Here is a 26,238-nt window from a genome sequence, read left to right on the forward strand (position 1 = left end):
GCGGCGCGGGCGGGGTGCGTCCCCCGCCCGTCTCACCGCACCGTCACTTGATCACCCGCAGCAGCCCTTCCTGCACCACCGTCGCCACCAGTTCCCCATCGGCGCCGAAGAACCGGCCCGTCGCCAGGCCGCGCGCGCCGGACGCCGAGGGCGAGGCGCAGTCGTACAGGAACCACTCGTCGGCGCGGAAGCGGCGGTGGAACCACATCGCGTGGTCCAGGCTCGCGCCGAGCACGTTGTCCGTGCCCCAGTACACCCCGTGCCTGACCAGGATCGAGTCCAGCAGCGTCATGTCCGACGCGTACGCCAGCACGCACACGTGCAGCAGGTCGTCGTCGGGGAGCTTGCCGTCCGCCCGCATCCACACCTGGCTGCGCGCCTCGGCGGGGCCGCTGTCGCGGGCCTTCCACGGCGGGGTCGTCACGTACCGCAGGTCGATCGGGCGCGGCAGCCTGGCCATCGCGCCCGCCTTGTCGAGGTAGCCCTCGGCGGCGGTGGCGTAGTCGGGCAGGGTGTCCGGTGCGGGGACGTCCGGCATCGGCTCCTGGTGGTCCATGCCGGGCTCCTCGCTCTGGAAGGAGGCCGACAGGGAGAAGATGGCCTTGCCGCGCTGCACCGCCACCACCCGGCGGGTGGTGAACGAGCGGCCGTCGCGGATGCGGTCCACCTCGTACACGATCGGGATGCGCGGGTCGCCCGGCCGGATGAAGTACGAGTGCAGCGAGTGCACCCGGCGCTCCGGCGGGACCGTCCGCCCGGCGGCCACCAGCGCCTGCCCGGCGACCTGGCCGCCGAACACCCGCACCGGCGACTCGGCCGGGGAGACCCCGCGGAAGATGTTCTCCTCGATGCGCTCCAGGTCGAGCAGCGCCACGAGGCGGTCGAGCACGGGCTGCCCGTGCGGCACGCCGTCGGTGTCCAGCGGCCCCTCGGTGGGGAAGCCGGCGGCAGCGGCGGCACGGGCAGCCTCGGTCACGTGAATCTCCAGTGGTCAGGCGTGGTCTTCCTCGCCGAGCCGGTGGACCCGGATGAGGTTCGTCGACCCCACGGTACCGGGCGGGGAGCCCGCCACGACCACCATGAGGTCACCCGCCTGGTACCGCCCGATGGACAGCATCGACGCGTCCACCTGGCGGACCATCTCGTCGGTGGACTCCACCCTGGGCACCAGGAACGTCTCGGTCCCCCAGGTCAGCGACAGCTGGGCGCGCACGCTCTGCTCGGGCGTGAACGCGAGCAGCGGCAGGTGCGTGTGCAGGCGGGCGAGCCGCCGCACGGTGTCACCGGACTGGGTGAAGGCGACCAGCGCCTTCGCGTTGAGGCGCTCGCCGATGTCGCGGGCCGCGTAGGAGATCACGCCGCGCTTGGTGCGCGGGACGTGGGTCAGCGGCGGCACGGTCGTCGACTCGGTCTCGACGTGCTCGATGATCCGGCTCATCGTCTGGACCGTCTCGATGACGTAGCGGCCGACGCTGGTCTCGCCGGACAGCATCAGCGCGTCCGCGCCGTCGAGCACGGCGTTCGCCACGTCGGAGGTCTCCGCGCGGGTCGGCCGGGAGTTGGTGATCATCGAGTCGAGCATCTGGGTCGCCACGATGACCGGCTTGGCGTTCTCGCGGGCGATCTGGATGGCCCGCTTCTGCACCAGCGGCACGTACTCCAGGGGGAGCTCGACGCCCAGGTCGCCGCGGGCGACCATGACGCCGTCGAAGGCCAGGACGATGGCCTCCAGGTTGTCCACCGCTTCCGGCTTCTCGATCTTGGCGATCACCGGGAGGCGGCGGCTGCCCGACCGGTCCATGACCTGGTGGACCAGGTCGATGTCGGCGGGCGAGCGGACGAAGGACAGGGCGATGAAGTCCACGCCCAGGCTGAGGGCGAACTCCAGGTCCTCGATGTCCTTCTCGGACATGGCAGGGACGGAGACGTCCATGCCGGGCAGGGACAAGCCCTTGTTGTTGCTGACGGGGCCGCCCTCGGTGACCTCGCAGACGACGTCCGGACCGTCGACCTCGATCACGACGAGACCGACCTTGCCGTCGTCCACGAGCAGCCGGTCGCCGACCTTGGCGTCCTTGGCGAGCTCCTTGTAGGTGGTGGAGACCCGGTCGTGGGTGCCCTCGACGTCCTCGACGGTCACCCGCACGACGTCGCCCGTCCGCCACTCGACGGGACCGTGGGCGAAGCGCCCGAGCCTGATCTTGGGGCCCTGGAGGTCGGCGAGAACGCCCACCGCCCGACCCGAGGCCTCCGCCGCGGATCGCACCAGGTCGTAGACCTGCTTGTGATCTGCGTGGCTGCCGTGGCTGAAGTTCATCCTTGCCACGTCCATACCGGCCGCAACCAGCTCGTTGATCTTGTCAGCGGTGGCGGTGGCGGGGCCCAGGGTACAGACGATCTTCGCGCGTCGACTCACGTTCCAAGAGACTAGCCCTGCTGACTGGACCGATCAGGATGTACCCGGCGGTAATCCGCTCGAAACAGGGAAAATCCCCGGTGTGATGGCCAGATTCTTTCCGTTGGTGACCGCGCTGTTGCTCAGCGTCATCATTCTGTTCACCCCGGCGTCGGGTGTGCCCAGCTCGCCGCCCGGAACGGACAAGGTGGTGCACGCCGTCCTGTTCGCGCTGCTGGCGTTCACCGCGCTGCACGCCCGGCTGCCGCGCGCGACGGCGCAGGCAGGGCTGGTGGCGTACGCCGGGCTGTCCGAGGTGGCGCAGCACCTGCTGACCGGCCTGGGGCGTTCCGGGGACGTGGCGGACGCCGTGACGGACGTCGCAGGAATCGGCCTGGGGTGGCTGCTGCACCGGTGGCTCGGTCACCGGATCGGGCGGGTTCGCGGGGGTGCGGACGGGCGCTAGCGCGGATTCTCCCGGCTCGGGAAGACTTCCGGTCCCGGACGTTCCAGGGGTTCGGACGTCCGGGACCGGAGCGGCTCCCCCGGATCAGCGCCGGAAGCCGACCTCGGTGACGCCGACGTGGTCGGCGCACCACTCGTTGAACGCCACCAGCTCGCGCCAGGCCCCGAGGACCCGGTCGAAGCACTCGGGCTCGTGCAGCACGTCGTCCGGCCCCCAGACCTTCCCGGCGTAGATCGACCGGTGCTTGAGCAGCTCCAGCCGGGGGTGCTCGGGGTCGGCGCCGCGCGGGGCGCGCTTGAGCCGGTTGCCCCTGATCTCCCAGCCGCCCGCGACGAGCTTGTCCAGGACGGTCCGGAGCTCCTCGCCCCGGCGCTCGTCGGCGGCGGACTCGCGGTAGCGCGCGAGCTGGTCGGACGCCATGGCGAACGACCCGCCGCCGACCATCAGCCCCTCGGGGCTGATCTGCACGTAGTAGGCCCCGCCGCCCCGCCCGGACTCGACCACGCCGCCGCAGTGCGTCTTGTACGGCGTCTTGTCCTTGCTGAACCGGACGTCCCGGTGCGGCCGGAACACCTTCCCGGCCCCGAACTCCGCCTCCAGGTCGGCCAGCAGGGCGCGCATGGGGTCGCGGACGTCGGAGTGGTAGGTGTGCTTGTTGGCCTCCCAGTAGGCCTTGGAGTTGTCGGCCACGAGCCCGTCGAAGAAGTCGATCGCGTACTCACCGAACCCGCGGAATTCCATGGGCACAGCTTACTTCGCCGGTTCGGGTGGTTAGCGCAAACCCTGGGCAACGGGATGCGGGCCACAGGCCACTACCGGGCGAGCGGCAGTTCACCCCATCGAGAACGTGGACCCTCGTGCATTTATTCCACATGAAATGGGTAAGATTTGCACTGCGTTTACGGCGGCTCCCGCGCCGAACGCGATGTCCGGTGAAACTTTTCCGCATTTATCGAGAGGACTTCGACGTGAAGACTGCACATGGCGGCGAGGGCGGCGACGGCGACGGCGACTGAGCCGTCGTCCGCCACACCTTCAGCCGACCTGCAGGAGCATCCCTAGTTCGCGGTGCACCGCCACGTCGACGCCGTCGACGTAGAACTGCGTGCGTCCCTGCCCATCGGTCACCCTGCCCCAGTGGACGCGCTCGTCGTGCTCGGAGAACCCGAACGGTTCGCACGTGGCGTCGACCCCCTCGGGCAGGGTGACCTGGTAACGCGCGTAGGGCACCGGCCTGCTGAACCGGAACGTGAACTTGTCCACTTTCCCCTCGCGCATCAGCGGCATCGACTTGCCCGGCCAGTCGCACTCGACCACGACGGAGATCTCCTCGCCGACGCGTGGCGGCTCCGCGAAGTGGATGACCAGGCGCAGCTTGCCGTCTTCCAGCCACTGGACGGTGCGCTCCAGGTTCACGCCGGGCCGGTCCCCGATCATGAGCTTGCGCACCCGCAACCGCACCTTGCCCCGGTGCCTGGCGGGTTGCGGCCACCCGGAGCCGAAGGCCAGGCGCATGAACAGCATTCCGTTATCGGTCACCTCGGCGCGGATGGTGGTGGTGTCGAGCGAGTCGCCCCTGCTGTTCCGGATCACCGAGGACTCCTCCCACTTGATGAAGCGGTACGGGAGCCCGTCGCGGTCCAGGATCGCCTTCGCGTAGCGCAGGACGAGCCCGCGGTGCGCGTCGGCCTCGCGGCGCAGGGAACCGAGACCGCCGATCAGCAGCAGCACCGAGCACAGCGCCAGCGACACCAGGACCGCGACCGAAGCCGCTTTCACCAAGCCATCTCCGAGGACGAACCCGAGAATTGCGGACAGCAGCGCGGCGGCGGCCACCGATTTGATCACCGGGTGCGCGTCCTCGCGCGTCAGGCAATCGTCGATCCGGGAAAGTGAGCCTTTGAGCACAAGAACCCCCGACTTTCCGTTCCAGCCCATCGTGAAATCACGGTAACCAGTTCCGGGAGGTCCAAGCGGCCCATTCTTCGACGGGCGCGGTCCTGCTCACGGCCCTGGTGGCGCGCCTCCGAAAGGAGGCGTCGGGCTACCGTTCGACGCAGGCGGGTTGGGCCGGGTTCAGCAGTGCGGTCATCAGCTCGACGGGCAGCGCCGGGTTCGCGGCGGCGCGGCTGAGGGCGCCCCAGGGCGCGTCGTCGGCCAGCAGGACCGCGAACGCGGACGCGGGCAGGTTCGGGTGCCCCGCGGCCTCCTCCGCCGCCCGCTCGTCGTCCAGGCAGCGCAGCAGGGTCTCCGGTCCGGCGTTGGGGTGGGCGGCGATCGCGCGGTACGCCTTCCTCGGGGTCTCCGGGTCCCGCGCCATGCGGTCGAGCAGGTCGGGCGGGCAGTTCGGGTTGTGGGCCAGGCGCTGGTGCAGGCGGGGGCCGTGGCGGTCCGCGAGGGCGCGCAGGCGGTCCTCGGGCAGCGCGGGGTTCGCGATCACGGCCTTGACCACGACCACGTCCTCGTCCTCCGCGAACGCCTCCAGGAGGTCGTCGGGGAGGTCCTCGCGCGCGGCGACCAGCGCCCGCAGCCGCCGCACCGGCGAGGCCACCAGGGCGCGCAGCTCGTCGTGGGTGGCCGTGACGATCACGGGCAGCGGGTCGTGACCGGTGCGGGTGGCGCCGACCAGGGCCACCAGCACGTCCAGCGGCACCCCCGGGTTGCGCAGGACCGCCTGGCGCACCTCGGAGTCCGGGTCGGACGCCAGGGCGCGCAGGAGCTCCTGCGGCACGAGCGGGTGCCGCGCGGCGGCCCAGCGGGCCGCGGGCAGCGGATCGGCGAGCAGGGCGACGACCGCCTCGCGCGGCAGGTTCGGGTGCTCGGCGAGGTCCCAGCGCACCCAGGGCTCCGGGTGGTCCACGAGCGCCAGCAGCACCTCCGGTGGCGTGCTCCTGTTGCAGGACAGCGCTTTCCGCAGGTCCACCGACGGGTGCGCGAGCAGCTCCGCCGCCAGCTCGGCGGTGAGCGGCTGGCAGGCGGCAGCGTCCCTCGCGACCTCGGCGACCGGATCGCGCACCAGTGCCGCGACGACGTCGGCGGGCAGCCCCTCCCCGCGCTCGGCCAACCAGGCGCGCACCTCGGGATCGGGGTGCGCGGCGACGCGGCGCACGAGGTCCGGGTCCGCGCCGGGACGCGCGGCGACCACCACGGCCACCCGGTCGTCCTCGGTGGGGACGTCACCGGGCGCGATCGCGCCGGACTCCAGCAGCGCGGCCACGACCGGCCCGTCACCGGAGTCCAGCAGCGCCCGTGCCTGCGCGGACGAGAGGTCGTCCCGCCGAGCCAGGTCGCGCCTCAGCCAGGGACCGGCGGCGGCGATGAGCTGGTCCAGCAGCCCGGCGGGCAGCGCCGGGTTCTCGGCCAGCCCGGACAGCCGCACGTCGTGCTCCAGCAACCAGACCCCCACGCCACGCCGAACCCGGACGCCCCCGGAAGAGAGGCCGGACGCGACGTCAGCAGCCCCTGAACGAACCCACGTCAATGATCGGGGACCGGGCAGCGCGAAAGCCACCCCTTTTCACGGGGCGATCCGGGGAGAACCGGGTGACGTCCGGCCCCGGCCCGGCCCGAGGCGAAACCAGCCCGGCGAGAACCGCCCCAGCGCGAACCCCACGAATTAAGAACCGCCCCCCGACACCGTTGTCGGGGGGCGGCGGTCAGTGGAGGGGCGGCGCTGCCCTCCCGCTGCTGTCGCGGCGCACCTCGTCGTGCGCCGCAGCTCCGGGTCCGGTCAGACCACGGCCAGCGGCAGCTGGTTCGGGATCACCGGGGACGGCAGGTCGGACGAGCCGGTCAGGTGGCGGTCGACCGCGTTGGCCACCGAGCGGCCCTCCGCGATCGCCCACACCACCAGGGACGCGCCTCGGTGCGCGTCGCCGCAGACGAACACGCCGGGCGCGCTGGTCTGCCAGTCCGAACCGCACGAGATCGTGCTGCGGGCGCTCAGGGAGATCCCGAGCCCGTCCAGCAGCGGCATCTGCTCGACGCCCTCGAAGCCGATCGCGAGCAGCACCAGGTCGGCGGGCAGCTCCTCGAACTCCTCGGACATCGGCACCACCACGCGCCTGCCGGTGGAGTCCCGCTGCACCTTCACCTTGCGCAGCTTGACCGCCGTGACGCGCCCGTCCTCGCCGGTGAACTCCTCGACGGCCACGGCGAACCGCCGCTCGCCGCCCTCCTCGTGCGCCGCGTAGGTGCGCAGGATCCACGGCCACACCGGCCACGGGGACCGCGCGTCGTCGCGCTGCGACGGGGGCTGCGGGTACTGGTCGAGCTGCGTCACCGACAGCGCGCCCTGCCGCACGGCCGTGCCGTAGCAGTCCGCGCCGGTGTCGCCGCCGCCGATGACCACCACGTGCTTGCCCGCCGCGCTGATCGCGGGGGCCCCGTCGCCCTCGCACGCGCGGTTGGCGGGCACCAGGTGCTCCATCGCCAGGTGGACGCCGTCGAGCGAGCGGCCGGGCGTGGTCGTGTCGTCGCGACCGCGCAGCGCGCCGACCGCGAGCACCACGGCGTCGAACGACGCGCGCAGCTCCTCCACGGTCAGGTCGACGCCGACCTCGCAGCCGGTCACGAACCTCGTGCCCTCCTTGCGCAGCTGCGCGAGGCGCCGGTCGAGGACCTTCTTCTCCATCTTGAACTCGGGGATGCCGTACCGCAGCAGCCCGCCGAGCCGGTCGTCCCGCTCGTACACGGTGACCTCGTGCCCGGCGCGGGTGAGCTGCTGGGCGGCGGCCAGCCCGGCGGGGCCGGAGCCGACGATGGCGACCTTCTTGCCCGAGGACACCTGGGACTGGCTGGCCTTGACCGAGCCGTTCTCCCACGCGGTGTCGGCGATGGCCTGCTCGACCCGCTTGATCGCCACCGCTCCCCCGGCGTCGGGGGTGATGGCGAGCACGCACGCCGCCTCGCACGGCGCCGGGCACAGCCTGCCGGTGAACTCCGGGAAGTTGTTGGTCGCGTGCAACCGGTGCGACGCGGACTCCCAGTCGCCCCGGCGGACCAGGTCGTTCCACTCGGGGATCAGGTTGCCGAGCGGGCAGCCCGCGCTGCCGGAGTGGCAGAACGGGACGCCGCAGTCCATGCACCGGGTGGCCTGGACGCGGACCTGCGCCTCCCGGACCTCCGGCCCCTGGTCGAGGTACACCTCGTCCCAGTCGGCGGCGCGCTCGGTCGCGGGCCGCTTCTTCGCCTCGGCGCGGGTGTGCTTGAGAAAGCCCTGGGGATCAGCCACGGGAGGCCTCCATGATCGCCTGGTCGACGTCCCGGCCCTCCGCGCGAGCGAGCCTCATCGCTTCGAGCACGCGCTGGTAGTCCCTGGGCATGACCTTCGTGAACACCGCGGACCGCCGGGGCCAGTCGCCGAGCAGCGACGCGGCCACGGCCGATCCGGTGAGCTGGTGGTGCCGCTCGACGACCTCCCGCAGCCAGCGCAGGTCGTCGCCGCTGGGCCGCTGGAGCTCGACCATCTCCTTGTTGACGGCCTTGGGGTCGAGGTCGAGCACGAACGCGATGCCGCCGGACATGCCCGCGGCCAGGTTGCGCCCGGTCGGTCCGAGCACGACGGCGCGACCGCCGGTCATGTACTCGAACGCGTGGTCGCCGACGCCCTCGGACACGGCCAGCGCGCCGGAGTTGCGCACGCAGAACCGCTCGCCGACCCGGCCGCGCAGGAACAGCTCGCCCGCGGTGGCGCCGTAGCCGATGACGTTGCCCGCGATGACCTGCCGCTCGGCCGCGAACAGCGCGTCGGGGTGCGGTCGCACCACGATCCGGCCGCCGGACAGGCCCTTGCCGACGTAGTCGTTGGCGTCGCCGATCATCTCCAGCGTGACGCCGCGCGGCAGGAACGCGCCGAGCGACTGGCCCGCGGAGCCGGTGAACTGCACGTGGATCGTGTCGTCGGGCAGCCCGTCGCCGCCGAAGCGGCGGGTGACCTCGGCGCCGAGGAGGGTGCCGACGGTGCGGTTGACGTTGCGCAGCGGCAGTTCCAGGCGCACCGGGTGCGCGTCCTCCAGCGCCGCCTCGGCGAGCTGGATGAGCGTGCGGTCGAGCGCCTGGTCCAGGCCGTGGTCCTGGTCGCGGACCCGGCGCTTGGCCGTGCGGTACGGGGTCTCGGGCACCGCGAACACCGGGGTCAGGTCGAGCCCGTCGGCCTTCCAGTGCTCGATGGCCTCGTCGGTGCGCAGCAGCTCCGCGTGGCCGACGGCCTCGTCGATGGTGCGGAAGCCGAGCGCGGCCAGGTGCTCCCTGACCTCCTGGGCGACGAACTCGAAGAAGTTCACCACGTGGTCGGCCTGCCCGGTGTACCGCTTGCGCAGCTCCGGGTTCTGGGTGGCCACGCCCACCGGGCAGGTGTCCAGGTGGCACACGCGCATCATGACGCAGCCCGCGACGATCAGCGGCGCGGTGGCGAAGCCGAACTCCTCGGCGCCGAGCAGCGCGGCGACCATCACGTCGCGACCGGTGCGCATGGCCCCGTCGACCTGCACGGTGATGCGGTCGCGCAGGCCATTGAGCAGCAGCGTCTGCTGGGTCTCGGCCAGGCCGATCTCCCACGGCGTGCCCGCGTGCTTGAGCGAGTTCATCGGGGACGCGCCGGTGCCGCCGTCGTGGCCGGAGACCAGCACGACGTCCGCGTGCGCCTTCGCCACGCCCGCCGCGACCGTGCCGACGCCGAGCGCGGAGACCAGCTTCACGTGGACGCGGGCCTGCTCGTTGGCGTTCTTGAGGTCGTGGATGAGCTGGGCGAGGTCCTCGATGGAGTAGATGTCGTGGTGCGGCGGCGGGGAGATCAGGCCGACGCCGGGCGTGGAGTGCCGGGTGCGGGCGATCCACGGGTACACCTTGTAGCCGGGCAGCTGGCCGCCCTCGCCGGGCTTCGCGCCCTGCGCCATCTTGATCTGGATGTCGCTGGCGTTGACCAGGTACTCGCTGGTGACGCCGAACCGGCCGCTGGCGACCTGCTTGACGGCGGAGCGGCGCTCCGGGTCGTGCAGGCGCTCGGGGTCCTCGCCGCCCTCGCCGCTGTTGGACCGGCCGCCGAGCCGGTTCATCGCGATCGCGAGGGTCTCGTGGGCCTCGGCGGAGATGGAGCCGTAGGACATGGCGCCGGTGTTGAACCGCTTGACGATGGCGCTGACCGGCTCGACCTCGTCGATCGGGATCGGCGTGCGGCCCTCGGTGCGGAAGGAGAACAGGCCGCGCAGGGTGCCGCCCTGGCGGGCGAGCTGCTCGACCTCCTCGGTGTACCGGCGGTACACGTCGGCCTTGCGGGTCTTGGCGGCGTGCTGGAGCAGGAACACCGTCTCGGGCGTGAACAGGTGCAGCTCGCCCTCGCGGCGGTACGAGTACTCGCCGCCGACCTCCAGGCGCCGGTGCACGCGGTCGGTCGGGTTGTCCGGGTGGGCGCGGCGGTGCCGCAGCGCGACCTCCTTGGCGAGCACGTCCAGGCCGGCGCCCCCGAGCTTGGAGACGGTGCCGGTGAAGTACTCGTCGAGCAGGCCGGTGGACAGGCCGACGGCCTCGAAGACCTGGGCGGCGGTGTACGCGCCGACCGTGGAGATGCCCATCTTGGACATGATCTTCAAGGTGCCCTTGACCAGGGCCTTGACGTAGTTGCGGATGGCCTTGCGGGGCTCGATGCCGCTGATCGCGCCCTGCCGGACCAGGTCCTCGATGGTCTCGAAGGCCAGGTACGGGTTCACGGCGGCGGCGCCGTAGCCGAGCAGCGCGGCGATGTGGTGCACCTCGCGGGCGTCGCCGGTCTCGACGACGAGCGCGACGCGCAGCCGCTCCTTGGTGCGCACCAGGTGGTGGTGCACGGCGGAGACCAGCAGCAGCGACGGGATGGGCGCGAGCCGGTGGTCGGAGTCGCGGTCGGACAGCACCAGGGTGCGGGCGCCCGCGGCGATGGCCTCGGACGCCTCGCGGCGCACCCGCTCGATGGCCTCGCGCAGCGCCTCGCCGCCGCCGTCCACGTCGTACAGGCCGCTCAGGACGGTGCAGGCGAAGCCGGGCAGGTCCCCGTCGTCGTTGACGTGGATCAGCTTGGCCAGCTCGTCGTTGTCGATGACGGGATAGGCCAGCTTGATGTGCCTGCACGAGACCGGGCTCGGGTCGAGCAGGTTCTGCTCGGGGCCCATGACGCGGGAGACGGAGGTGACGATCTCCTCGCGGATGGCGTCCAGCGGCGGGTTGGTGACCTGCGCGAAGTTCTGGACGAAGTAGTCGTAGAGCAGCCGGGGGCGCTGGGAGAGCGCGGCCACCGGGGTGTCGGTGCCCATCGAGGCGAGCGGCTCCATGCCGCCCACGGACATGGGCGCGAGCAGGATGCGCAGCTCCTCCTCGGTGTAGCCGAAGGTGAGCTGGCGGCGCAGCACGGACTCGTGGCTCTGCACGACGTGCTCGCGGTCGGGCAGCTCCTCCAGGCTGAGCAGGCCCGCGTGCAGCCACTCCTCGTAGGGGAGCTCGGCGGCGAGGGCGGACTTGAACTCCTCGTCCTCGACGATGCGGCCCTGCTCGGTGTCCACCAGGAACATCCGGCCGGGCTGCAGGCGGCCCTTGGCGACGACCTGGTCGGCGGGCACGTCGAGCACGCCGGTCTCGCTGGCCAGCACGACGCGGCCGTCGGCGGTCTGCCACCAGCGGGCCGGGCGCAGGCCGTTGCGGTCGAGGACCGCGCCGACGAGCGTGCCGTCGGTGAAGGTGACACAGGCGGGGCCGTCCCACGGCTCCATGAGGCTGGCGTGGAACTCGTAGAACGCGCGGCGGCCCGCGTCCATGGAGGCGTGGTTCTCCCACGCCTCGGGGATCATCATCAGCACCGCGTGCGGCAGGCTGCGGCCACCGAGGTGGAGCAGTTCGAGGACCTCGTCGAAGGACGCCGAGTCCGAGCCGTCCGGGTGGCAGATCGGGAAGAGCCTGCTCAGGTCGCCGGGCACCAGGTCGGAGGCGAGCAGCGCCTCGCGGGCGCGCATCCGGTTGCGGTTGCCGCGCACGGTGTTGATCTCGCCGTTGTGCGCGACGTACCGGAAGGGGTGCGCCAGCGGCCACGACGGGAAGGTGTTGGTGGAGAACCGGCTGTGCACGAGGGCGATGGCGCTGGCCAGCCGCTCGTCGCGCAGGTCGGGGAAGAACGCGGGGAGCTGGGTGGTGGTCAGCATCCCCTTGTAGACGACGGTGCGCGCGGACAGCGACGGGAAGTAGGCGCCGACCTGCGCGGTGGCGGTCTCGTGCTCGACGCGCTTGCGCAGCGCGAACGCGAGCCGGTCCAGCGCGATGCCGCTCTCGCCGGCCACGCCCTTGACGAACAGCATGGCGAAGTGCGGCATGACCGAGCGCGCGGTGGGGCCGATGTCGGCGCGCTCCGGGTCGACGGGCACCTCGCGCCAGCCGAGGACCTCGAGGCCCTCCTCCTCGGCGATCCGCTCGGCGAGCGCGACGGCCTTGGCGCGGTCACCGGGTTCGGCGGGGAGGAAGGCGGTGCCCGCGGCGTAGGAACCGCGCTCGGGCAGGTCGAAGTCCACGCTCTCGCGCAGGAACTCGTCGGGGATCTGGAGCAGGATCCCGGCGCCGTCGCCGCTGGTCGGCTCCGCTCCGGCTGCGCCCCGGTGCTCCAGGTTGGCCAGCGCGGTCAGCGCGTCGACTACGATCGCGTGCGAGCGCCTGCCGAGCGTGTCGGCGACCATCGCGACACCACAGGCGTCACGCTCCGCATTGGGGTCGTAGAGACCCTGCGCGGAGGGGATGGCGGAGAAGATCACTGCGTAGACCTCCCTCGTCGTCGTTCGAGAGAACGAGTCCTCGTGCTCAGTCCTGGGAATCTCGGCTTCTGGGCACGGGACGACGATGGCCCGCGTGTTGACGCGACTTTAACAGCCGTGAAACCAAGTCACACCATCCAATGGGTGATCCCGGCTGTTGGCAAGTAACGATTGGGAGGCGGGGGACGATAGAGCCCCTGAGCTGTTACGCCGTGTTAAGCATAACTCCGCGAACGTGCGGGCGCGTCCCCGTTGAGACGCGGGGAACAGCGACAACACTCATCCGGCGGACTGCCCGATCCCCGCTCTTTCGTTACTCTGCGTCGACTTCTTTCGGCCGGAGCGCCCAGCGGCACCCCTGGTGATGACGTGCTCCGCGTCCTTTTCGCTCAGCGGAGCCGTTCGTTCGACCGCCCTCGGCGACCGTCCCGAGTGGAGCGGGACCGCCTCCGACCGGCGGATCGGGTTGCGGGAGACGCGCGGGCGTGTGCGCCGGATCGGATCTCCCGTTGTGCGGGTCGGGTGGTTTTTCCACCCGCCCAGCGGAATCGCGGGACATTCTGCGTTCAGGTTCAAGATCCCGTCAAGGGGCGGCGGCGCTCGGGGCGGGCCCGTGGCGCTGAGTGATCTTCCGCGATCCCTCGAAGAGGGTGGGTTCCCGGTCCTCCCCCGGCGCAAACGCGGTGGGGCGGGACCTGGGGCGACGCGGGGTCGTGACCGGGCGGGAACAGGCGGAGGCGCGGTCCGGCCCGACTGTGACGGGCGGGTTGCGGGTCGGAGAACCCACCCCATCGTGTCCTCTTCGGACGTCGCCGGGCGTCGCGGGCCCCGTTCGCCCCCGGAGTGGCCCGAGGGCCCCGCCCCCGCGTGCTGCGGAGACGGGGCCCTCGGCGTCGGGGGAGGCGGCTAGCGGGCGCCCGCGCCCACCGGCTGCTTGCTGGTCTCGTCGTCGTCGCCGTGCTGCTGGTCCATCAGCCTGTCGACGTCGACCGAGTCCGGGTCGTCCAGGACGCGCTTGAGCTGCTCGCCGTCGAGCTGCTTCTGCCACTTGGCGATCACCAGGGTGCCGATGCCGTTGCCGACGACGTTGGTCAGCGCGCGGGCCTCGGACATGAAGCGGTCGATGCCGACGATCAGGGCGATGCCGACGGCCGGGATGGCGCTGTTGGCCTCGAACGCCTGCAGCGAGGCGGCCAGGGTGACCAGGCCGGCGCCGGTGACGCCCGCCGCGCCCTTGGAGGCCAGCAGCATGAACAGCAGCAGGCCGATCTGGGTGCCGATGCTGACGTCGTGGCCGGTGGCCTGGGCGATGAAGATCGCGCCCATGGTCAGGTAGATGCAGGTGCCGTCGAGGTTGAACGAGTAGCCGGTCGGGATGGTCAGGCCGACGACGGACTTGTCCGCGCCCGCCGCCTCCAGCTTGACCAGCATCCGGGGCAGCACCGACTCGCTGGAGGACGTGCCGAGCACGATCAGCAGCTCGTCCTTGATGTAGCGCAGGAACTTCACGATGTTGACGCCCGCGTACATGCCCACGCCGCCGAGGACGACGAACACGAACAGGATGCAGGTGACGTAGAACGAGCCCATCAGCCAGGCGAGCTTGCCGAGGATCGTGCCGCCGAACTTGCCGATCGTGTAGGCGATGCCGCCGAACGCGCCGATCGGGGCCGCGTACATGACGATCTTGATGACGCCGAACATGACCTTGGCGGTGGTGTCCAGGGCGGTGACGACGCGCTCGCCGCGCTTGCCCATGCCCGCCACGGCGACCGCGACCAGGATCGCGATGACCAGGACCTGGATCAGCTGGCCGTCGGTGAACGCGCCGACGAACGACTTGGGCACCAGGCTCAGGATGAAGCCGGTGACGCCGGTCTCGGCGGTGGCGGCGTCGGCGAGGGTCTTCTCGGCGGCCGAGTCGTTGATCGGGATGGCCGGGCCGTGGTGGCCGGGCTGCACGACGTTGACCACGACCATGCCGATGGCGAGCGCCACCGTGGTCATCGCGGTGAAGTACAGGATGGTGCGCAGCGCCAGGCCGCCCGCCTTGGCCAGGTTGCCCAGGCCGGCGATGCCGACGACGACGGTGCAGAAGATGGTCGGGGCGATGACGACCTTGACCAGCGCGACGAAGAAGTCGGCGAGCCACTTCATGCCGGACGCCTGGGCCGGGAAGGCGTACCCGACCACCACGCCCAGCACGATCGACACCAGCACCCAGAAGTACAGGTGCTTGTAGATCGGCTTGCGCTCACGGGTTTCCGCGGTGACCACGTTGTCCTCCTCAAGGGGCCCGGCGGGTGTTGTCCGGTGATCCTGAGCACAGTGGGAACTCACGGCAAGTCGCTCGACTGAAACTTCAGATCCCTCTGACGTAACACTCTGTTCACGCGGATGCGGGAACGCGACCCCTAGGACGGTGGCAGCGGGTGACGAACCCGCGCTGACCGGGCACGGAGTGCTGCGGGCAAGCGCTTGGCGGGGGCGTGGGACGGAGACGCGGTCACGGTGGGCGACTCCCGGTGCGGACGGGTGGTCCGGGGCGGTCGGCGGGGCTCGGGACGCGGCTCACACCCCGTTCGGATGGACAGGGCGCGGGCGGGGTGGGAGGGCGCGCGGGCGGGGTGGCGAGCCGGGCGGTGGCACTCGGGAGGCCGGGGATGGCAGGCTGCCGCGGCGGGACGGGGTTGGTCGGGGCGCCGGTCGGGATCGATGGACGGGGTCGGGCCCGGTCTGGGTCGGTTGGCCGTGAGCTGTGGTTCGGGAGGGAGCCGGGGTGGGGTCGTTCACCGGGGAGCGGTCCGGTCGCGTCGCCGGTCGTGGGCTCCCCGCCCGCGGTCTTGCCGGAGCGGGTGTGTCGCGTCGGGCGCTGCTGCTGTCCGCGCTGCCCGCGCTGACCTCGGTGGCCTGCGGTCCGGCCGATCCGGTGGGTCCCGAGTCGCTGGTGCTGGCGACCGGGCCGGACGGTGCGGTGTTCCGGGAGATCGGGGCGGCGCTGGCGTCCGCGCTCGCCGAGAACCTCCCCGGCACCAGGGTGACCGCGCGCCAGACCGGGGCGTCGGTGGAGAACGTCCGGCTGCTCAAGGAGGGCGCGGTCCACCTCGGACTGTCCTCGCTGGACGCGATCGTGGACACGCCGCTCAGCGACTCCGACCCGGCGGGCGTCAGCGCGGTGGGCCGGTTGTACGACAGCTTCCTGCAGGTCGTGGTGCCGGGCGACTCGCCGGTGCGCAGGCTCGCCGACCTGGCGGGCCTGCGCGTGTCGCTGGGCCCGGTCGAGTCGGGCAGCGAGTTCACCGGGACCAGGCTGCTCGACCTGCTGGGCATCCGCGCGCAGGGCCTGCGGATGGCGCACGACGAGGCGTCCCGGCGCCTGGCTGCGGGCGCGATCGACGCGGCGGTGCTGCTCACCGGCATCCCGACCCCGGCGGTCAGCACCCTGCTGGGCGGTCGCCCGCCCCGCCTGCTGGACCTGCCCGACGAGGCCGAGGCCCTGGCCCGCGCCTACCCCGGCCCGTACGTCCCCGCGACCATCCCGGCCACCACCTACGGCCCGCTGGGCCCGTGCCGCACCCTGGCCGTGCCGAACCTCCTGCTGGCCCGCACCGCGCTGGCCGAGGACGCCGTCGAGGTCGTCACCAGGACGGTGTTCACCGAGTCCGAGCGCATCGTCGCGGGCCACCCGGAGGCCAGCAGGATCAACGTGCGAACGGGCATCGCGACGGGCCAGGTCCCGCTGCACCGGGGCGCGGCGCGCTGGTTCCGCGAGGTGAAGCGCTGACCGGGGCGCGCGAGCGGGAAGGCGCTGGCGGGGAAGGCGCTGGTGCCTGCCCAGTGGCGGCTGGCTGACACGGTGGGGTGAACCGCCGCCGATCACTGCCCGGAGGCCCGGTTTTTGTCGGACCCCGGTGCGACGGTGGTGACGCGGGTGAGCGGCTACCGGGTCGGGTCTCGCCGAGACGTGCCACGGGTGCTCCGGGCGCGGCGGTGGGTGCTGCGCTGGTGGGGTGCGCGCCGTGGTCAGGTTTGCCCATGTTCCCGGCGGCCGGACGCGAGTGAGACTGGTCCGCGGGCTCGGGCCGGTGCGCGCGGGTTCGGGGTGTGCTGTGGCTCAGGGGGTGTTGTGGGGTCAGGGGGTGGGGCGGGTTCTCAGGCGGACCGTCGCGGTCAGGCCGTTCGGGGTGGCTTCCGCCAGGGTCAGGGTGCCGCCCGCCGAGGTGATGAGCTCGGCGCAGATCGCCAGGCCCAGGCCGGTTCCCGCGATGTTCTGGTGCCGGGGCGAGCGCCAGAAGCGGCTGAGGGCGTTCGCGCGCTCCTGGTCGTCCAGGCCCGTGCCGTTGTCGGTCACGTGCAGCTCCACGTCCTCGCCCGCCGTCCCGGCCCAGATCCTGATCTCGGTGGCGCCGGACAACCGGATCGCGTTGCCCACCAGCTCGTCGAGCACGCTGCCCAGGCCGCCCGGTGGTTCGAGCACGCGCAGACCAGGGGGGACCTCCACCCGCAGCGCCATGCCGCCCGCCAGCGCCCGCCAGCCGGGCGCGTGCGCGGCCAGCAGCGGGTCGACCTCCACCGGTTCCGCCGACGACGCGCTGTCCAGGCGGGTCGCGGCGAGCAGGGTGTCCAGGACCCGGCCCATCTCCTCCGCCTCGTCCACGGCGATCCGCTGCGCCTCCCGGCCCGCGTCGTCGGAGACGTGGTGCTCCAGGTCGTCCACCGCCAGGCGCAGGCTGGCCAGGGGGTTGCGCAGCTGGTGGGAGGCGTCCGAGACGAACGCCCGCTGGCGGCGCAGCGCCCGCCCCACCACGTCCACCATCGTGTTGAACGACGCCGCCAACCTGCGCAGCTCCGGCGGACCGCCCACCTCGTCCACGCGCGCGTCCAGCTCACCGCCCGCGACCGCCGCGGTGGCCTCGTCCAGGCTGCGCACCGGGCGCAGCACCCACCGCGACATCGGCCACGCCACCGCGACCGCGCCCAGCAGCGGCAGCAGGCCGAGCAGCGCCAGCAGCCCCCACTGCCGGGCCACCTCGGCGCGCAGCCGCCCGGTCGGCGAGATCGTCACGACCGCCGCCACGACCTCGCTGTCCCGCCCCACCGGCTCCACCACGACCAGGTCGCGCCGCTCCCACGGCCACACCGACGGGTCGCCCTCGCCCCGGTAGCCGCTGAACGCCGCGTGCAGGCCCGCGCGCACGGCCGGGTCGCTGCGGTCGAACGGGCTCCGGGACTCGACCAGCGCGGTGCCGTCCGTGCCGATCAGCGCCGCCGGGATGCCGTAGAGCTGGTCGTAGCGCACCAGCTCCTCGCGCAGCGCGGTCAACCGGTTGGAGGCGAGCGCGTTCTCCGCGAGCGAGGCGAACCGGCTCGCGTCGCCCAACCGGTCCAGGTAGGTGGCCTGGCTCTCGCGCTGCACGACGGAGAACGCCAGCGGCACGCCGAGCGCGCCCACCAGGCCCACGAGCAGCGGCACGATCAGCGCCAGCAGTCTCCGGAACACGCCGACCTCCGCCGGGGGACACGGTCACGGCCCGGTGCCACCTGTGCGCCGGGCGCGCGTTCTTGAAGCTCGGGCGCCGGGAGCGGCGCCCGACGAGAGGGGAGAGCCATGCTACGCAAGACGACGGCCGCGCTCGCCGTCCTGGTCGGACTGGCGCTCGCGCCCGCCGCGACCGCGAGCACGAACGCGGCCGGGACCGGGGCAGCAGCCGCAGCCACCGCCGCGGGCTGCGCGGTCGACTGGGGGTCGCAGGACAAGCAGTCCGCCGACACCTCGCCGGGGCTGCTGGTCGACCTGCGGGCCGGGCAGCAGGAGTGCTTCGACCGGCTGGTGTTCGACGTCCCCGGTGGCGGGGCGGGTGAGGGGCACCTGGTCGGGTACCGGGACGTGATCCACGCGGACGGCAGCGGCGAGGTGATCCCGCTGCGCGGGGGCGCGAAGCTGCTGGTCGTGGCGCACTCGCCCGCGTACGACGACAACGGGAACCCGACCTACACCTTCGCGGACCGGTCCGAGCTGGTGGACGTCAGCGGCTACCGGACGTTCCGGCAGGTCGCCTGGGGCAACTCGTTCGAGGGGTTCTCGACCGTCGGGCTGGGGGTGCGCGCCCGGCTGCCGTTCCGGGTGTTCACCCTGCCGGGGCGGCTCGTGGTGGACGTCGCGCACTCGTGGTGACCCGGCGCTGAGGAACACCGCGGCCGGACCCCGGTGGAGGTGCTCCACCGGGGTCCGGCCGGGTCACGGGGTGACGACGATGCGGTAGCCGACGCCGCGCACGGTCTCGATGCGGACCTCCGCGCCGAGCTTGCCGCGCAGCGCGGCGATGTGGGTGTCCAGGGTGCGCGACGGCGCCTCCCAGTGCGCCTTCCAGACCTGGTCGACGATCAGGTCCCGGCTCACCACCGACCCCGCCCTGCCGACCAGCAGGGCCAGCAGGTCGAACTCCTTGCGGGTCAGCGCCAGCGGGCGGTCCGCCACGCGCGCCTCGCGGGTGGCCGGGTCCAGGGTGAGCGGGCCCAGCTCCAGCGCCTCGGAGCGGCCGGACCCGGCGCGCGCGTCGCGGGTGCGGCGCAGCACCGCCTCGATCCTGGCCAGCAGCTCCGCCGTGCCGAACGGCTTGACGACGTAGTCGTCGGCGCCCGCGCGCAGCCCCAGCACCCGCTCGCGCTCCTCGCCGCGCGCGGTCACCGCGATCACCGCGGTGCCCCGACGGTCGCGCAGCTCGCGGAGCACGTCCAGGCCGTCGCCGTCCGGCAGACCCAGGTCGAGCAGCACGACGTCGACCGGGGCGGCGGCGAGGGCCGCGGCGGCCGACGCCGCCCGGTGGACCTCGTAACCCGCGTGCCGCAGCGCGGTGAGCAGACCACGCGCCACCCGGTCGTCGTCCTCGACGACGAGTATGCGCACGTCGGTCTACTCGTCCGGCTGCTTCTGCTTCGCCGGGTCCTCGGCGACCGGGGCGGCCGTCGAGCCCTTGGTCTTCGAGTCCTGCGCGGTCGAGTCAGCCGAAGCCGAGGTGGAGGCCGTGGTCGTCGGGTCCGTCACGGCCGAAGCGTCACCGGCCTCGCCCGAGGCCGTCTTCGGGGCGGGCGCGGTGGTCGCCGACACCTTCTCGCCCTCCGCGTCGGAGGCCGCGTCGGCCCCCTCCGGCAGCTCGGGCTCCGGCGCCGGTTCGACGTACGTCTCCCTCGGGCCGCGCTTGGCCGCGAGCACGAAGTACAGCACCGCGCCGAGGAACACCACGACCGACGTGATCACGTTGATCCGCAGCCCGAAGACCATGGTGGCCTCGTCGGTGCGCATCATCTCGATCCAGAAGCGGCCCGCCGTGTAGCCGGCGACGTACAGCGCGAACACCCGGCCGTGGCCCAGCCGCAGCTTGCGGTCGGCGAGCACGATGAGCGCGGCGACGCCCAGGTTCCACAGCAGCTCGTACAGGAACGTCGGGTGCACGGTCATCAGCGGCGTGGCCGTGTCGACCGCGACGCCGTTGAGGTCGTTCTTCATGCCGGTGACCGGGTCGACCCGCTCGTAGATCTCCAGGCCCCACGGCACGGTGGTCTCCGCGCCGTACAGCTCCTGGTTGAAGTAGTTGCCGATGCGGCCGATGGCCTGCCCGACCACGATGCCGGGGGCGAGCGCGTCGGCCATCGCGGGCAGCGGGATGCCCCTGCGGCGGCAGGCGATCCAGGCGCCGACGCCGCCGAGGGCGATCGCGCCCCAGATGCCGAGGCCGCCGTTCCAGATCTTCAGGGCGTCGAGCGGGTCCTTGCCCTCGCCGAAGTACTTGTGGTAGTCGGTGGCGACGTGGTAGAGCCTGCCGCCGACCAGGCCGAACGGCACCGCGAACACCGCGACGTCGGTGACCGTCCCCTTCTGCCCGCCTCGGGCCACCCAGCGCCGCTCGCCCCACGAGATCGCGACGATGATGCCGAGGATGATGAAGAGCGCGTACGCCCTCAGGGGGAGGGGGCCGAGATGCCACACGCCCTGGGCAGGACTCGGGATGCTCGCCAGGTAAGTCGTCACCACGCGCACCACCGTAGTCGCTGGGACCACGCCCCCGAACCGGGCGACCCGATCGTTACCGGGGGACGTCCCGCTTTCGGGGGCGTCCGAACCCGCTCCGCGCAGACCACCCGCGCGGCAGAACGGGGGCCTCACACGAAAGTGTGAAACCCCCGTCGCGCACCACGAGCGGTCAGGCCGGGCCGCCGACCCCGCGCACGCCCTTCGCCAGCTCCTCGGCCAGCGCGGGCACCCCGCCACCGGCCACCGCCGACACGAACGCCGAGCCGACGATCACCCCGTCCGCGAACGAGGCGACCTGCGCGGCCTGCGCGCCGTCCCGCACGCCGAGGCCGACGCACACCGGCATGTCGGTGTGCTCCCTGACCCGCCCGACCAGCGCGGGGGCCGCCGACGACACGGCCGTCCGCGCGCCGGTCACGCCCATGACGGCGGTGGCGTACAGGAAGCCGCTGGAGGCCTTGGCGGTCAGGTCGATCCGCTCCTCGGTGGAGGAGGGCGCGACCAGGAAGATCCGGTCGAGCCCGTGCGCCTCGGAGGCCGCCATCCAGTCCTCGGCCTCGTCGGGCACCAGGTCCGGGGTGATCAGCCCGAGGCCGCCCGCGGCGGCGAGGTCGCGGGAGAACGCGTCCACGCCGTAGTGCAGCACCGGGTTCCAGTAGGTCATCACCACGGCCTTGCCGCCGAGCGCGGCGACCGACTCGACCACGCCGAACAGGTCCCGCACCCGGAACCCGCCGTCGAGCGCCTGCTGCGCGGCGGCCTGGATGGTCGGGCCGTCCATCACCGGGTCGGAGTAGGGCATCCCGACCTCGACCACGTCGCACCCGGACTCGACCATGGCCCGCAGGACGTCCTTGGAGCCCTCGACCGTGGGGAACCCGGCGGGCAGGTAGCCGATGAGCGCGGAGCGCCCCTCGTCCCGGCACGTCGAGAAAACGCCGTCCAACGCGCTCACGACGCGTCCTCCTCCTTGACGCCGAGCCCGAACCACGAGACCGCCGTGTCCATGTCCTTGTCGCCGCGACCGGACAGGCTGACCACGATCAGGCCGTCCGGCCCCAGCTCCCGCCCGAGGTCCAGCGCGCCCGCGAGGGCGTGCGCGGACTCGACGGCGGGGATGATGCCCTCGGTGCGCGACAGCAGCGCGAACGCGTCCATCGCCTGCGCGTCGGTGATCGGCCGGTACTCGGCGCGACCGGTGTCCTTGAGGTGCGCGTGCTCGGGCCCGACGCCGGGGTAGTCCAGGCCCGCCGAGATGGAATGCGCCTCGGCGATCTGCCCGTCCTCGGTCTGGAGCACGTACGACATGGCCCCGTGCAGCGAGCCCGCGGTGCCCTTGGTGAGGGTGGCGCCGTGCCGCTTGGTCTCGACGCCGTCGCCGCCGGGCTCCAGGCCCACCAGGCGCACCGACGGGTCGTCGATGAAGCCGTGGAAGATGCCGATGGCGTTGGAGCCGCCGCCGACGCAGGCCGCGACCGCGTCGGGCAGCCGCCCGGCCTGGTCGAGCACCTGCTGCCGGGCCTCGATGCCGATCACCCGGTGGAAGTCGCGGACCATCATCGGGAACGGGTGCGCGCCCGCCGCCGTGCCCATCAGGTAGTGGGTGTGGTCGACGCTGGCGACCCAGTCACGCAGGCCCTCGTTGATCGCGTCCTTGAGGGTGCGCGAGCCGGTGCCGACCGGGATGACCTCGGCGCCGAGGAGCCGCATCCGGGCGACGTTGAGCGCCTGGCGCTCGGTGTCGACCTCGCCCATGTAGATCACGCAGTCCAGGCCCATGAGCGCGCACGCCGTGGCGGTGGCGACGCCGTGCTGGCCCGCGCCCGTCTCGGCGATGACGCGCTTCTTGCCCATGCGCTTGGTGAGCAGCACCTGGCCCAGCACGTTGTTGATCTTGTGCGAGCCGGTGTGGTTGAGGTCCTCGCGCTTGAGGAACACCCGCGCGCCGCCCGCGTGCTCGGCGAACCGCCTGGCCTCGGTCAGCAGCGACGGGCGGCCCGCGTACTCCTTGAGCAGCCGGGCGAACTCACCCAGGAACTCCGGGTCGACCCGCGCCTTCTCATACTCCGCGGCCAACTCGTCCTGAGCCGCGATCAGCGCCTCCGGCATGAACCGGCCACCCCACCGCCCGAAGTGACCCCGCTCGTCGGGGTCGTGGGGGGTGTGGGCGAACTGGTCGCGCGTCATGCGCTCTCCCATCAACGACTGGGCCGGGGGCACGCCGGGTGCGATCCAGCGGTCACCAGCTTGTTCACCGCGACCTTGGGGTCGCCGCTCGTCACCAGGCTCTCGCCGACGAGCACCGCGTCGGCGCCCGCCCCGGCGTAGGCCATCAGGTCGCCGGGGCCGGTGACACCGGACTCGGCGATCTTGATCGTCTCGAAGGGCAGGCCCGGCGCGATCCGGCCGAACACCTCCTTGTCGACCTCCAGGGTGTGCAGGTTGCGGGCGTTCACGCCGATGACGCTCGCCCCCGCCTCCAGCGCCCGGTCGGCCTCCTCGGCCGTGTGCACCTCGACCAGCGCCGTCATCCCGAGGGACTCGACCCGGTCGAGCAGCGACACCAGCGCGTTCTGCTCCAGCGCCGCCACGATCAGCAGCACCAGGTCGGCGCCGTGCAGGCGCGCCTCGTGCACCTGGTACGGGCTGACGATGAAGTCCTTGCGCAGCAGCGGCACCCGCACCGCCGCGCGCACCGCGTCGAAGTCCGCCAGCGACCCGCCGAAGCGGCGCTGCTCGGTCAGCACGCTGATCACCCGCGCGCCACCCGCCTCGTAGGCCGCCGCCAGGTCGGCCGGCTCGGGGATGTCCGCGAGCGCGCCCTTGGACGGGCTCTTGCGCTTCACCTCGGCGATGACCCCGACACCGGGGTTGCGCAGCACCGCCATCACGTCCTGGGGGGGCGCGGCTTTCGCCGCCCGCTCCCTGAGCACCTCGAAGGGCAGCGCCGCCTCGCGCGCGGCGAGGTCCTCCCGAACGCCTTCGATGATCGACTCGAGAACGGTCATGCGCACACCCCGTTCACCTCGGCCGGCCGTCCCAGTTCGGTCGTGAACTCCCGCACGTCATGCTCCCCTTCCCGCCGCAAGGATGCTAACCCCGGACGTCGGCGGCACCGGCCACCGGGTCTGCGCGTTCGCGCTGCTGGGCAGGGTCGCGCGGACCTCACGTGCGCAAACTCCCGGTGCGGGGTTTGCCCGGTTCGGGCGAGCGGTCCCCCCGTGGAAGATCAGTCCCGCTCAGTGGGATCGTCGCCGCGCTCCAGGGCGTTCCACAGCTCGCGCTCGGGATCGGCGGACGGCCTGCGCGCGGCGGGCGTCTCGTAGCGATCGCCCATCCGGGGCATCCGACCGCCCTTGACCAGCAGCAGGACGCCCGCGGCGACCACGGCCAGCGCGCCGGTCAGGCCGACGACCGGGCCGGACGCGGGCAGGTCGCCGACGCCGACCGCGACGGCCAGCAGGCCGACCACCGCGAGCACCGCCCCGAGCGCGCGCCGCACCACGCCGCCGAGCGCCGGCACCGCCGCGACGCCCGCGCCCGCGAGCAGGGCGAGCGGGACCGGCCACTGCGGTTCGGCGGCGCCCCAGTCGAGCGCCGAGGAGCCCCAGAGGACGAGCGCGGCGAGCAGGAGCAGGCCGAGGACGAGCCGCTGCTCGCGCCGGCCGGGGCGCGGAGGGCGCGGGACGTCGGTGGCGTCAGCGGCGGTGGCGGTGGCGCCAGCGGCGGCGGGCTCAGCGGTGCCGGCGGCCGAGGGCCCGGCCTGGGCAGCGGCCGGGGCGGTGACCGGATCAGGGCTCGGGCACACGGTCGGAACGCCCGCGGGGGCCACCCGCTCCCCCGCCGCGTTCCCGCTCACCACACCGTCCCGCCCTGCACCGTCCCGCGCTGTGCCGTCCCGCCCTGCACCGTCCCGCGCTGTGCCGTCCCGCCCTGCGCCTCCCGGCTCAGACACGGGTCGGTTCCACGGCCGGGGCCATGGTCTGGGCCGTCGCGATCGCGGCCAGGACCGCGCCCGCCTTGTTCAGGCACTCGTTGTCCTCGGCCACCGGGTCCGAGTCGGCCACGATGCCGCCGCCCGCCTGCACGTACGCGACCCCGTCGCGGATCAGCGCGGTGCGGATCGCGATCGCGGTGTCCGCGTCGCCCGCGAAGTCCAGGTAGCCCACGACGCCGCCGTACAGGCCGCGCCGGGTCGGCTCCAGCTCCTCGATCAGCTCCATCGCGCGCGGCTTCGGCGCGCCGGACAGGGTGCCCGCCGGGAAGCACGCCGCGACCGCGTCGAACGCGGTGCGCCCCTCGGCCAGCTCGCCGCTGACCGTGGACACGATGTGCATCACGTGGCTGTACCGCTCGACCTTGAAGAAGTCCACCACGGTCACCGAGCCCGGCTTGCACACCCGGCCCAGGTCGTTGCGGCCCAGGTCCACGAGCATGAGGTGCTCGGCGCGCTCCTTGTCGTCGGAGAGCAGGTCCTTCTCCAGCAGCGCGTCCTCCTCCGGGTCCGCGCCGCGCCACCGGGTGCCCGCGATCGGGTGAGTGGTGGCCTTGCCGTCCCGGACCGTGACCAGCGACTCGGGGCTGCACCCGACGATGTCGAAGTCGTCCAGCCGCAGCAGGTACATGTACGGGCTGGGGTTGGAGGTGCGCAGCACCCGGTAGACGTCCAGCGGGTGCGCGGTGGTCTCCATCTCGAACCGCTGCGACAGCACCACCTGGAAGGCCTCGCCCTCCCGGATCGCCGCCTTCGCCTTCTCCACCACGGCCTGGTGCTCGGCGGAGGAGCGCCGCCGGGTGAACTCCGGCTTGGGCCGGGAGAACACGGCGGTCGTGGCGGGCGCCGGGTTGTGCAGGTCCTCGGTCATCACGTCGAGCCTGCGCACCGCGTCGTCGTAGGCCGCGTCGACCCGCTCCGGGGTGTCGTCCCAGTTGATCGCGTTGGCGATCAGCGTGACGGTGCCCTCGTGGTGGTCGAGCGCGGCGAGGTCGGTGGCGAGCAGCATGACCAGCTCGGGCACCTTCAAGTCGTCCTCGGCCAGCGAGGGCAGCCGCTCCAGGCGGCGCACCGCGTCGTACCCGATGTAGCCGACCATGCCGCCGGTCAGCGGGGGCAGGCCGGGCAGCGGGTCGGTGCGCAGCACCTCGATGGTCTCGCGCAGCGCCGCCAGCGGGTCGCCGCCCTCGGGCAACCCGACCGGGTGCTGCCCGGTCCAGTGCGCCTCGCCGCCGGTCGCGGTGAGCGCGCCCGCGCACCGGGCCCCCACGAACGACCAGCGCGCCCACGAGCGGCCGTTCTCCGCCGACTCGAACAGGAACGTGCCCGGCCGGTCGGCGGCCAGCTTCCGGTACAGCCCGACGGGGGTCTCCGCGTCCGCGAGGATCCGGCGCACGACAGGGACGACCCTGCGCTGCGCGGCGAGTTCGCGGAACTCCTCGCGGGTGGGACTGACCTCGCCGAGCCCGACGCCCGCACCGATGACGCTCACCATGCCGCCATTGTCCCCGGTCCGGCTCGCGGGGCGGGCAACCGGGGTGCGACCATTTCACCCGATGTTGAAACACGTCCGGGCCGGGCGGGCCG

Annotated in this window: 19 protein-coding genes; 3 read left to right on the forward strand and 16 right to left on the reverse strand. The window is 72.8% G+C overall.

What is annotated here, in order from left to right; genetic code table 11:
- Positions 1–43 precede the first annotated feature (43 nt).
- Both tesB and pyk read right to left on the reverse strand, forming a co-directional pair.
- Positions 44–976, reverse strand: a complete 933-nt coding sequence (tesB, locus tag AMIR_RS28185) for an acyl-CoA thioesterase II (protein WP_015804386.1) — start codon at positions 974–976, stop codon at positions 44–46.
- 15 nt (positions 977–991) lie between these two features.
- Positions 992–2,416 (reverse strand): pyruvate kinase, encoded by a 1,425-nt coding sequence (gene pyk, locus AMIR_RS28190; protein WP_015804387.1) that lies wholly within the window; start codon positions 2,414–2,416, stop codon positions 992–994.
- A 106-nt stretch (positions 2,417–2,522) separates the two neighbouring features.
- Here pyk and AMIR_RS28195 point away from each other — a divergent pair, with 106 nt between their 5' ends.
- The gene (locus AMIR_RS28195) at positions 2,523–2,861 is read left to right on the forward strand and encodes a VanZ family protein (RefSeq protein WP_240438707.1); all 339 of its coding nucleotides are present in this window, start codon (positions 2,523–2,525) and stop codon (positions 2,859–2,861) included.
- A gap of 84 nt (positions 2,862–2,945) precedes the next feature.
- On the opposite strand, the gene AMIR_RS28200 is transcribed toward AMIR_RS28195, so the two are convergent.
- The 6 genes from AMIR_RS28200 to dctA all read right to left on the reverse strand — a co-directional run bounded on the left by AMIR_RS28200 (position 2,946) and on the right by dctA (position 14,902).
- Complete coding sequence (locus tag AMIR_RS28200; protein WP_015804389.1) at positions 2,946–3,602, reverse strand: DUF2461 domain-containing protein; 657 nt, start codon at positions 3,600–3,602, stop codon at positions 2,946–2,948.
- Positions 3,603–3,896: 294 nt separating this feature from the next.
- The gene (locus AMIR_RS28205) at positions 3,897–4,709 is read right to left on the reverse strand and encodes a hypothetical protein (protein WP_041837090.1); all 813 of its coding nucleotides are present in this window, start codon (positions 4,707–4,709) and stop codon (positions 3,897–3,899) included.
- A 196-nt stretch (positions 4,710–4,905) separates the two neighbouring features.
- On the reverse strand, positions 4,906–6,267 hold the full coding sequence (locus AMIR_RS28210; RefSeq protein WP_015804391.1) for a variant leucine-rich repeat-containing protein: 1,362 nt from the start codon (positions 6,265–6,267) through the stop codon (positions 4,906–4,908).
- Between the two features lie 324 nt (positions 6,268–6,591).
- Positions 6,592–8,094, reverse strand: coding sequence for a glutamate synthase subunit beta (locus AMIR_RS28215; protein ID WP_015804392.1), 1,503 nt, complete (start codon positions 8,092–8,094; stop codon positions 6,592–6,594).
- Complete coding sequence (gene gltB / locus AMIR_RS28220; RefSeq protein WP_015804393.1) at positions 8,087–12,625, reverse strand: glutamate synthase large subunit; 4,539 nt, start codon at positions 12,623–12,625, stop codon at positions 8,087–8,089. Before gltB ends, AMIR_RS28215 begins: the two co-directional genes overlap by 8 nt.
- Before the next feature lie 906 nt (positions 12,626–13,531).
- A complete protein-coding gene (dctA, locus tag AMIR_RS28225) occupies positions 13,532–14,902 on the reverse strand; it encodes a C4-dicarboxylate transporter DctA (protein WP_015804394.1) in 1,371 nt (456 codons plus the stop codon).
- 580 nt (positions 14,903–15,482) lie between these two features.
- Between dctA and AMIR_RS28230 the strand changes: the two genes are divergently transcribed.
- Positions 15,483–16,409: a TAXI family TRAP transporter solute-binding subunit gene (locus AMIR_RS28230; protein ID WP_015804395.1), complete on the forward strand. Its 927-nt coding sequence runs from the start codon at positions 15,483–15,485 to the stop codon at positions 16,407–16,409.
- Positions 16,410–16,757: 348 nt separating this feature from the next.
- Here AMIR_RS28230 and AMIR_RS28235 read toward each other — a convergent pair whose 3' ends face one another.
- Positions 16,758–18,125 (reverse strand): sensor histidine kinase, encoded by a 1,368-nt coding sequence (locus AMIR_RS28235; protein WP_015804396.1) that lies wholly within the window; start codon positions 18,123–18,125, stop codon positions 16,758–16,760.
- Positions 18,126–18,233: 108 nt separating this feature from the next.
- Between AMIR_RS28235 and AMIR_RS28240 the strand changes: the two genes are divergently transcribed.
- Positions 18,234–18,800 (forward strand): AMIN-like domain-containing (lipo)protein, encoded by a 567-nt coding sequence (locus AMIR_RS28240; protein ID WP_015804397.1) that lies wholly within the window; start codon positions 18,234–18,236, stop codon positions 18,798–18,800.
- Between the two features lie 63 nt (positions 18,801–18,863).
- Here the strand turns inward: AMIR_RS28240 and AMIR_RS28245 are convergent, their stop codons facing one another.
- The 7 genes from AMIR_RS28245 to AMIR_RS28275 form a co-directional block, all read right to left on the reverse strand.
- The gene (locus AMIR_RS28245) at positions 18,864–19,532 is read right to left on the reverse strand and encodes a response regulator transcription factor (protein WP_015804398.1); all 669 of its coding nucleotides are present in this window, start codon (positions 19,530–19,532) and stop codon (positions 18,864–18,866) included.
- Positions 19,533–19,538: 6 nt separating this feature from the next.
- Entirely contained in the window at positions 19,539–20,654 is a 1,116-nt protein-coding gene (gene lgt, locus AMIR_RS28250; protein WP_015804399.1) for a prolipoprotein diacylglyceryl transferase, read from the reverse strand.
- A gap of 172 nt (positions 20,655–20,826) precedes the next feature.
- Positions 20,827–21,612 (reverse strand): tryptophan synthase subunit alpha, encoded by a 786-nt coding sequence (gene trpA / locus AMIR_RS28255; protein ID WP_015804400.1) that lies wholly within the window; start codon positions 21,610–21,612, stop codon positions 20,827–20,829.
- Entirely contained in the window at positions 21,609–22,844 is a 1,236-nt protein-coding gene (gene trpB, locus AMIR_RS28260; protein ID WP_015804401.1) for a tryptophan synthase subunit beta, read from the reverse strand. The genes trpA and trpB overlap by 4 nt, the downstream gene beginning before the upstream one ends.
- Before the next feature lie 11 nt (positions 22,845–22,855).
- A complete protein-coding gene (gene trpC, locus AMIR_RS28265; RefSeq protein WP_041838436.1) occupies positions 22,856–23,665 on the reverse strand; it encodes an indole-3-glycerol phosphate synthase TrpC in 810 nt (269 codons plus the stop codon).
- Positions 23,666–23,886: 221 nt separating this feature from the next.
- The gene (locus AMIR_RS43105) at positions 23,887–24,516 is read right to left on the reverse strand and encodes a Trp biosynthesis-associated membrane protein (protein ID WP_049796988.1); all 630 of its coding nucleotides are present in this window, start codon (positions 24,514–24,516) and stop codon (positions 23,887–23,889) included.
- A gap of 88 nt (positions 24,517–24,604) precedes the next feature.
- The gene (locus AMIR_RS28275) at positions 24,605–26,146 is read right to left on the reverse strand and encodes an anthranilate synthase component I (RefSeq protein WP_015804404.1); all 1,542 of its coding nucleotides are present in this window, start codon (positions 26,144–26,146) and stop codon (positions 24,605–24,607) included.
- Positions 26,147–26,238 lie beyond the last annotated feature (92 nt).

The organism is Actinosynnema mirum DSM 43827, assembly GCF_000023245.1.
In the GTDB taxonomy this organism is placed as follows: Bacteria; Actinomycetota; Actinomycetes; order Mycobacteriales; family Pseudonocardiaceae; genus Actinosynnema; species Actinosynnema mirum.

Bases quoted from the DNA above. Each gene is read 5' to 3' on its own strand.
- AMIR_RS28275 (WP_015804404.1), bottom strand. From the start codon at position 26,146: ATGGTGAGCGTCATCGGTGCGGGCGTCGGGCTCGGCGAGGTCAGTCCC.
- AMIR_RS28240 (WP_015804397.1), top strand. From the start codon at position 18,234: ATGCTACGCAAGACGACGGCCGCGCTCGCCGTCCTGGTCGGACTGGCG.
- trpC (WP_041838436.1), bottom strand. From the start codon at position 23,665: ATGACCGTTCTCGAGTCGATCATCGAAGGCGTTCGGGAGGACCTCGCC.
- trpB (WP_015804401.1), bottom strand. From the start codon at position 22,844: ATGACGCGCGACCAGTTCGCCCACACCCCCCACGACCCCGACGAGCGG.
- AMIR_RS28200 (WP_015804389.1), bottom strand. From the start codon at position 3,602: ATGGAATTCCGCGGGTTCGGTGAGTACGCGATCGACTTCTTCGACGGG.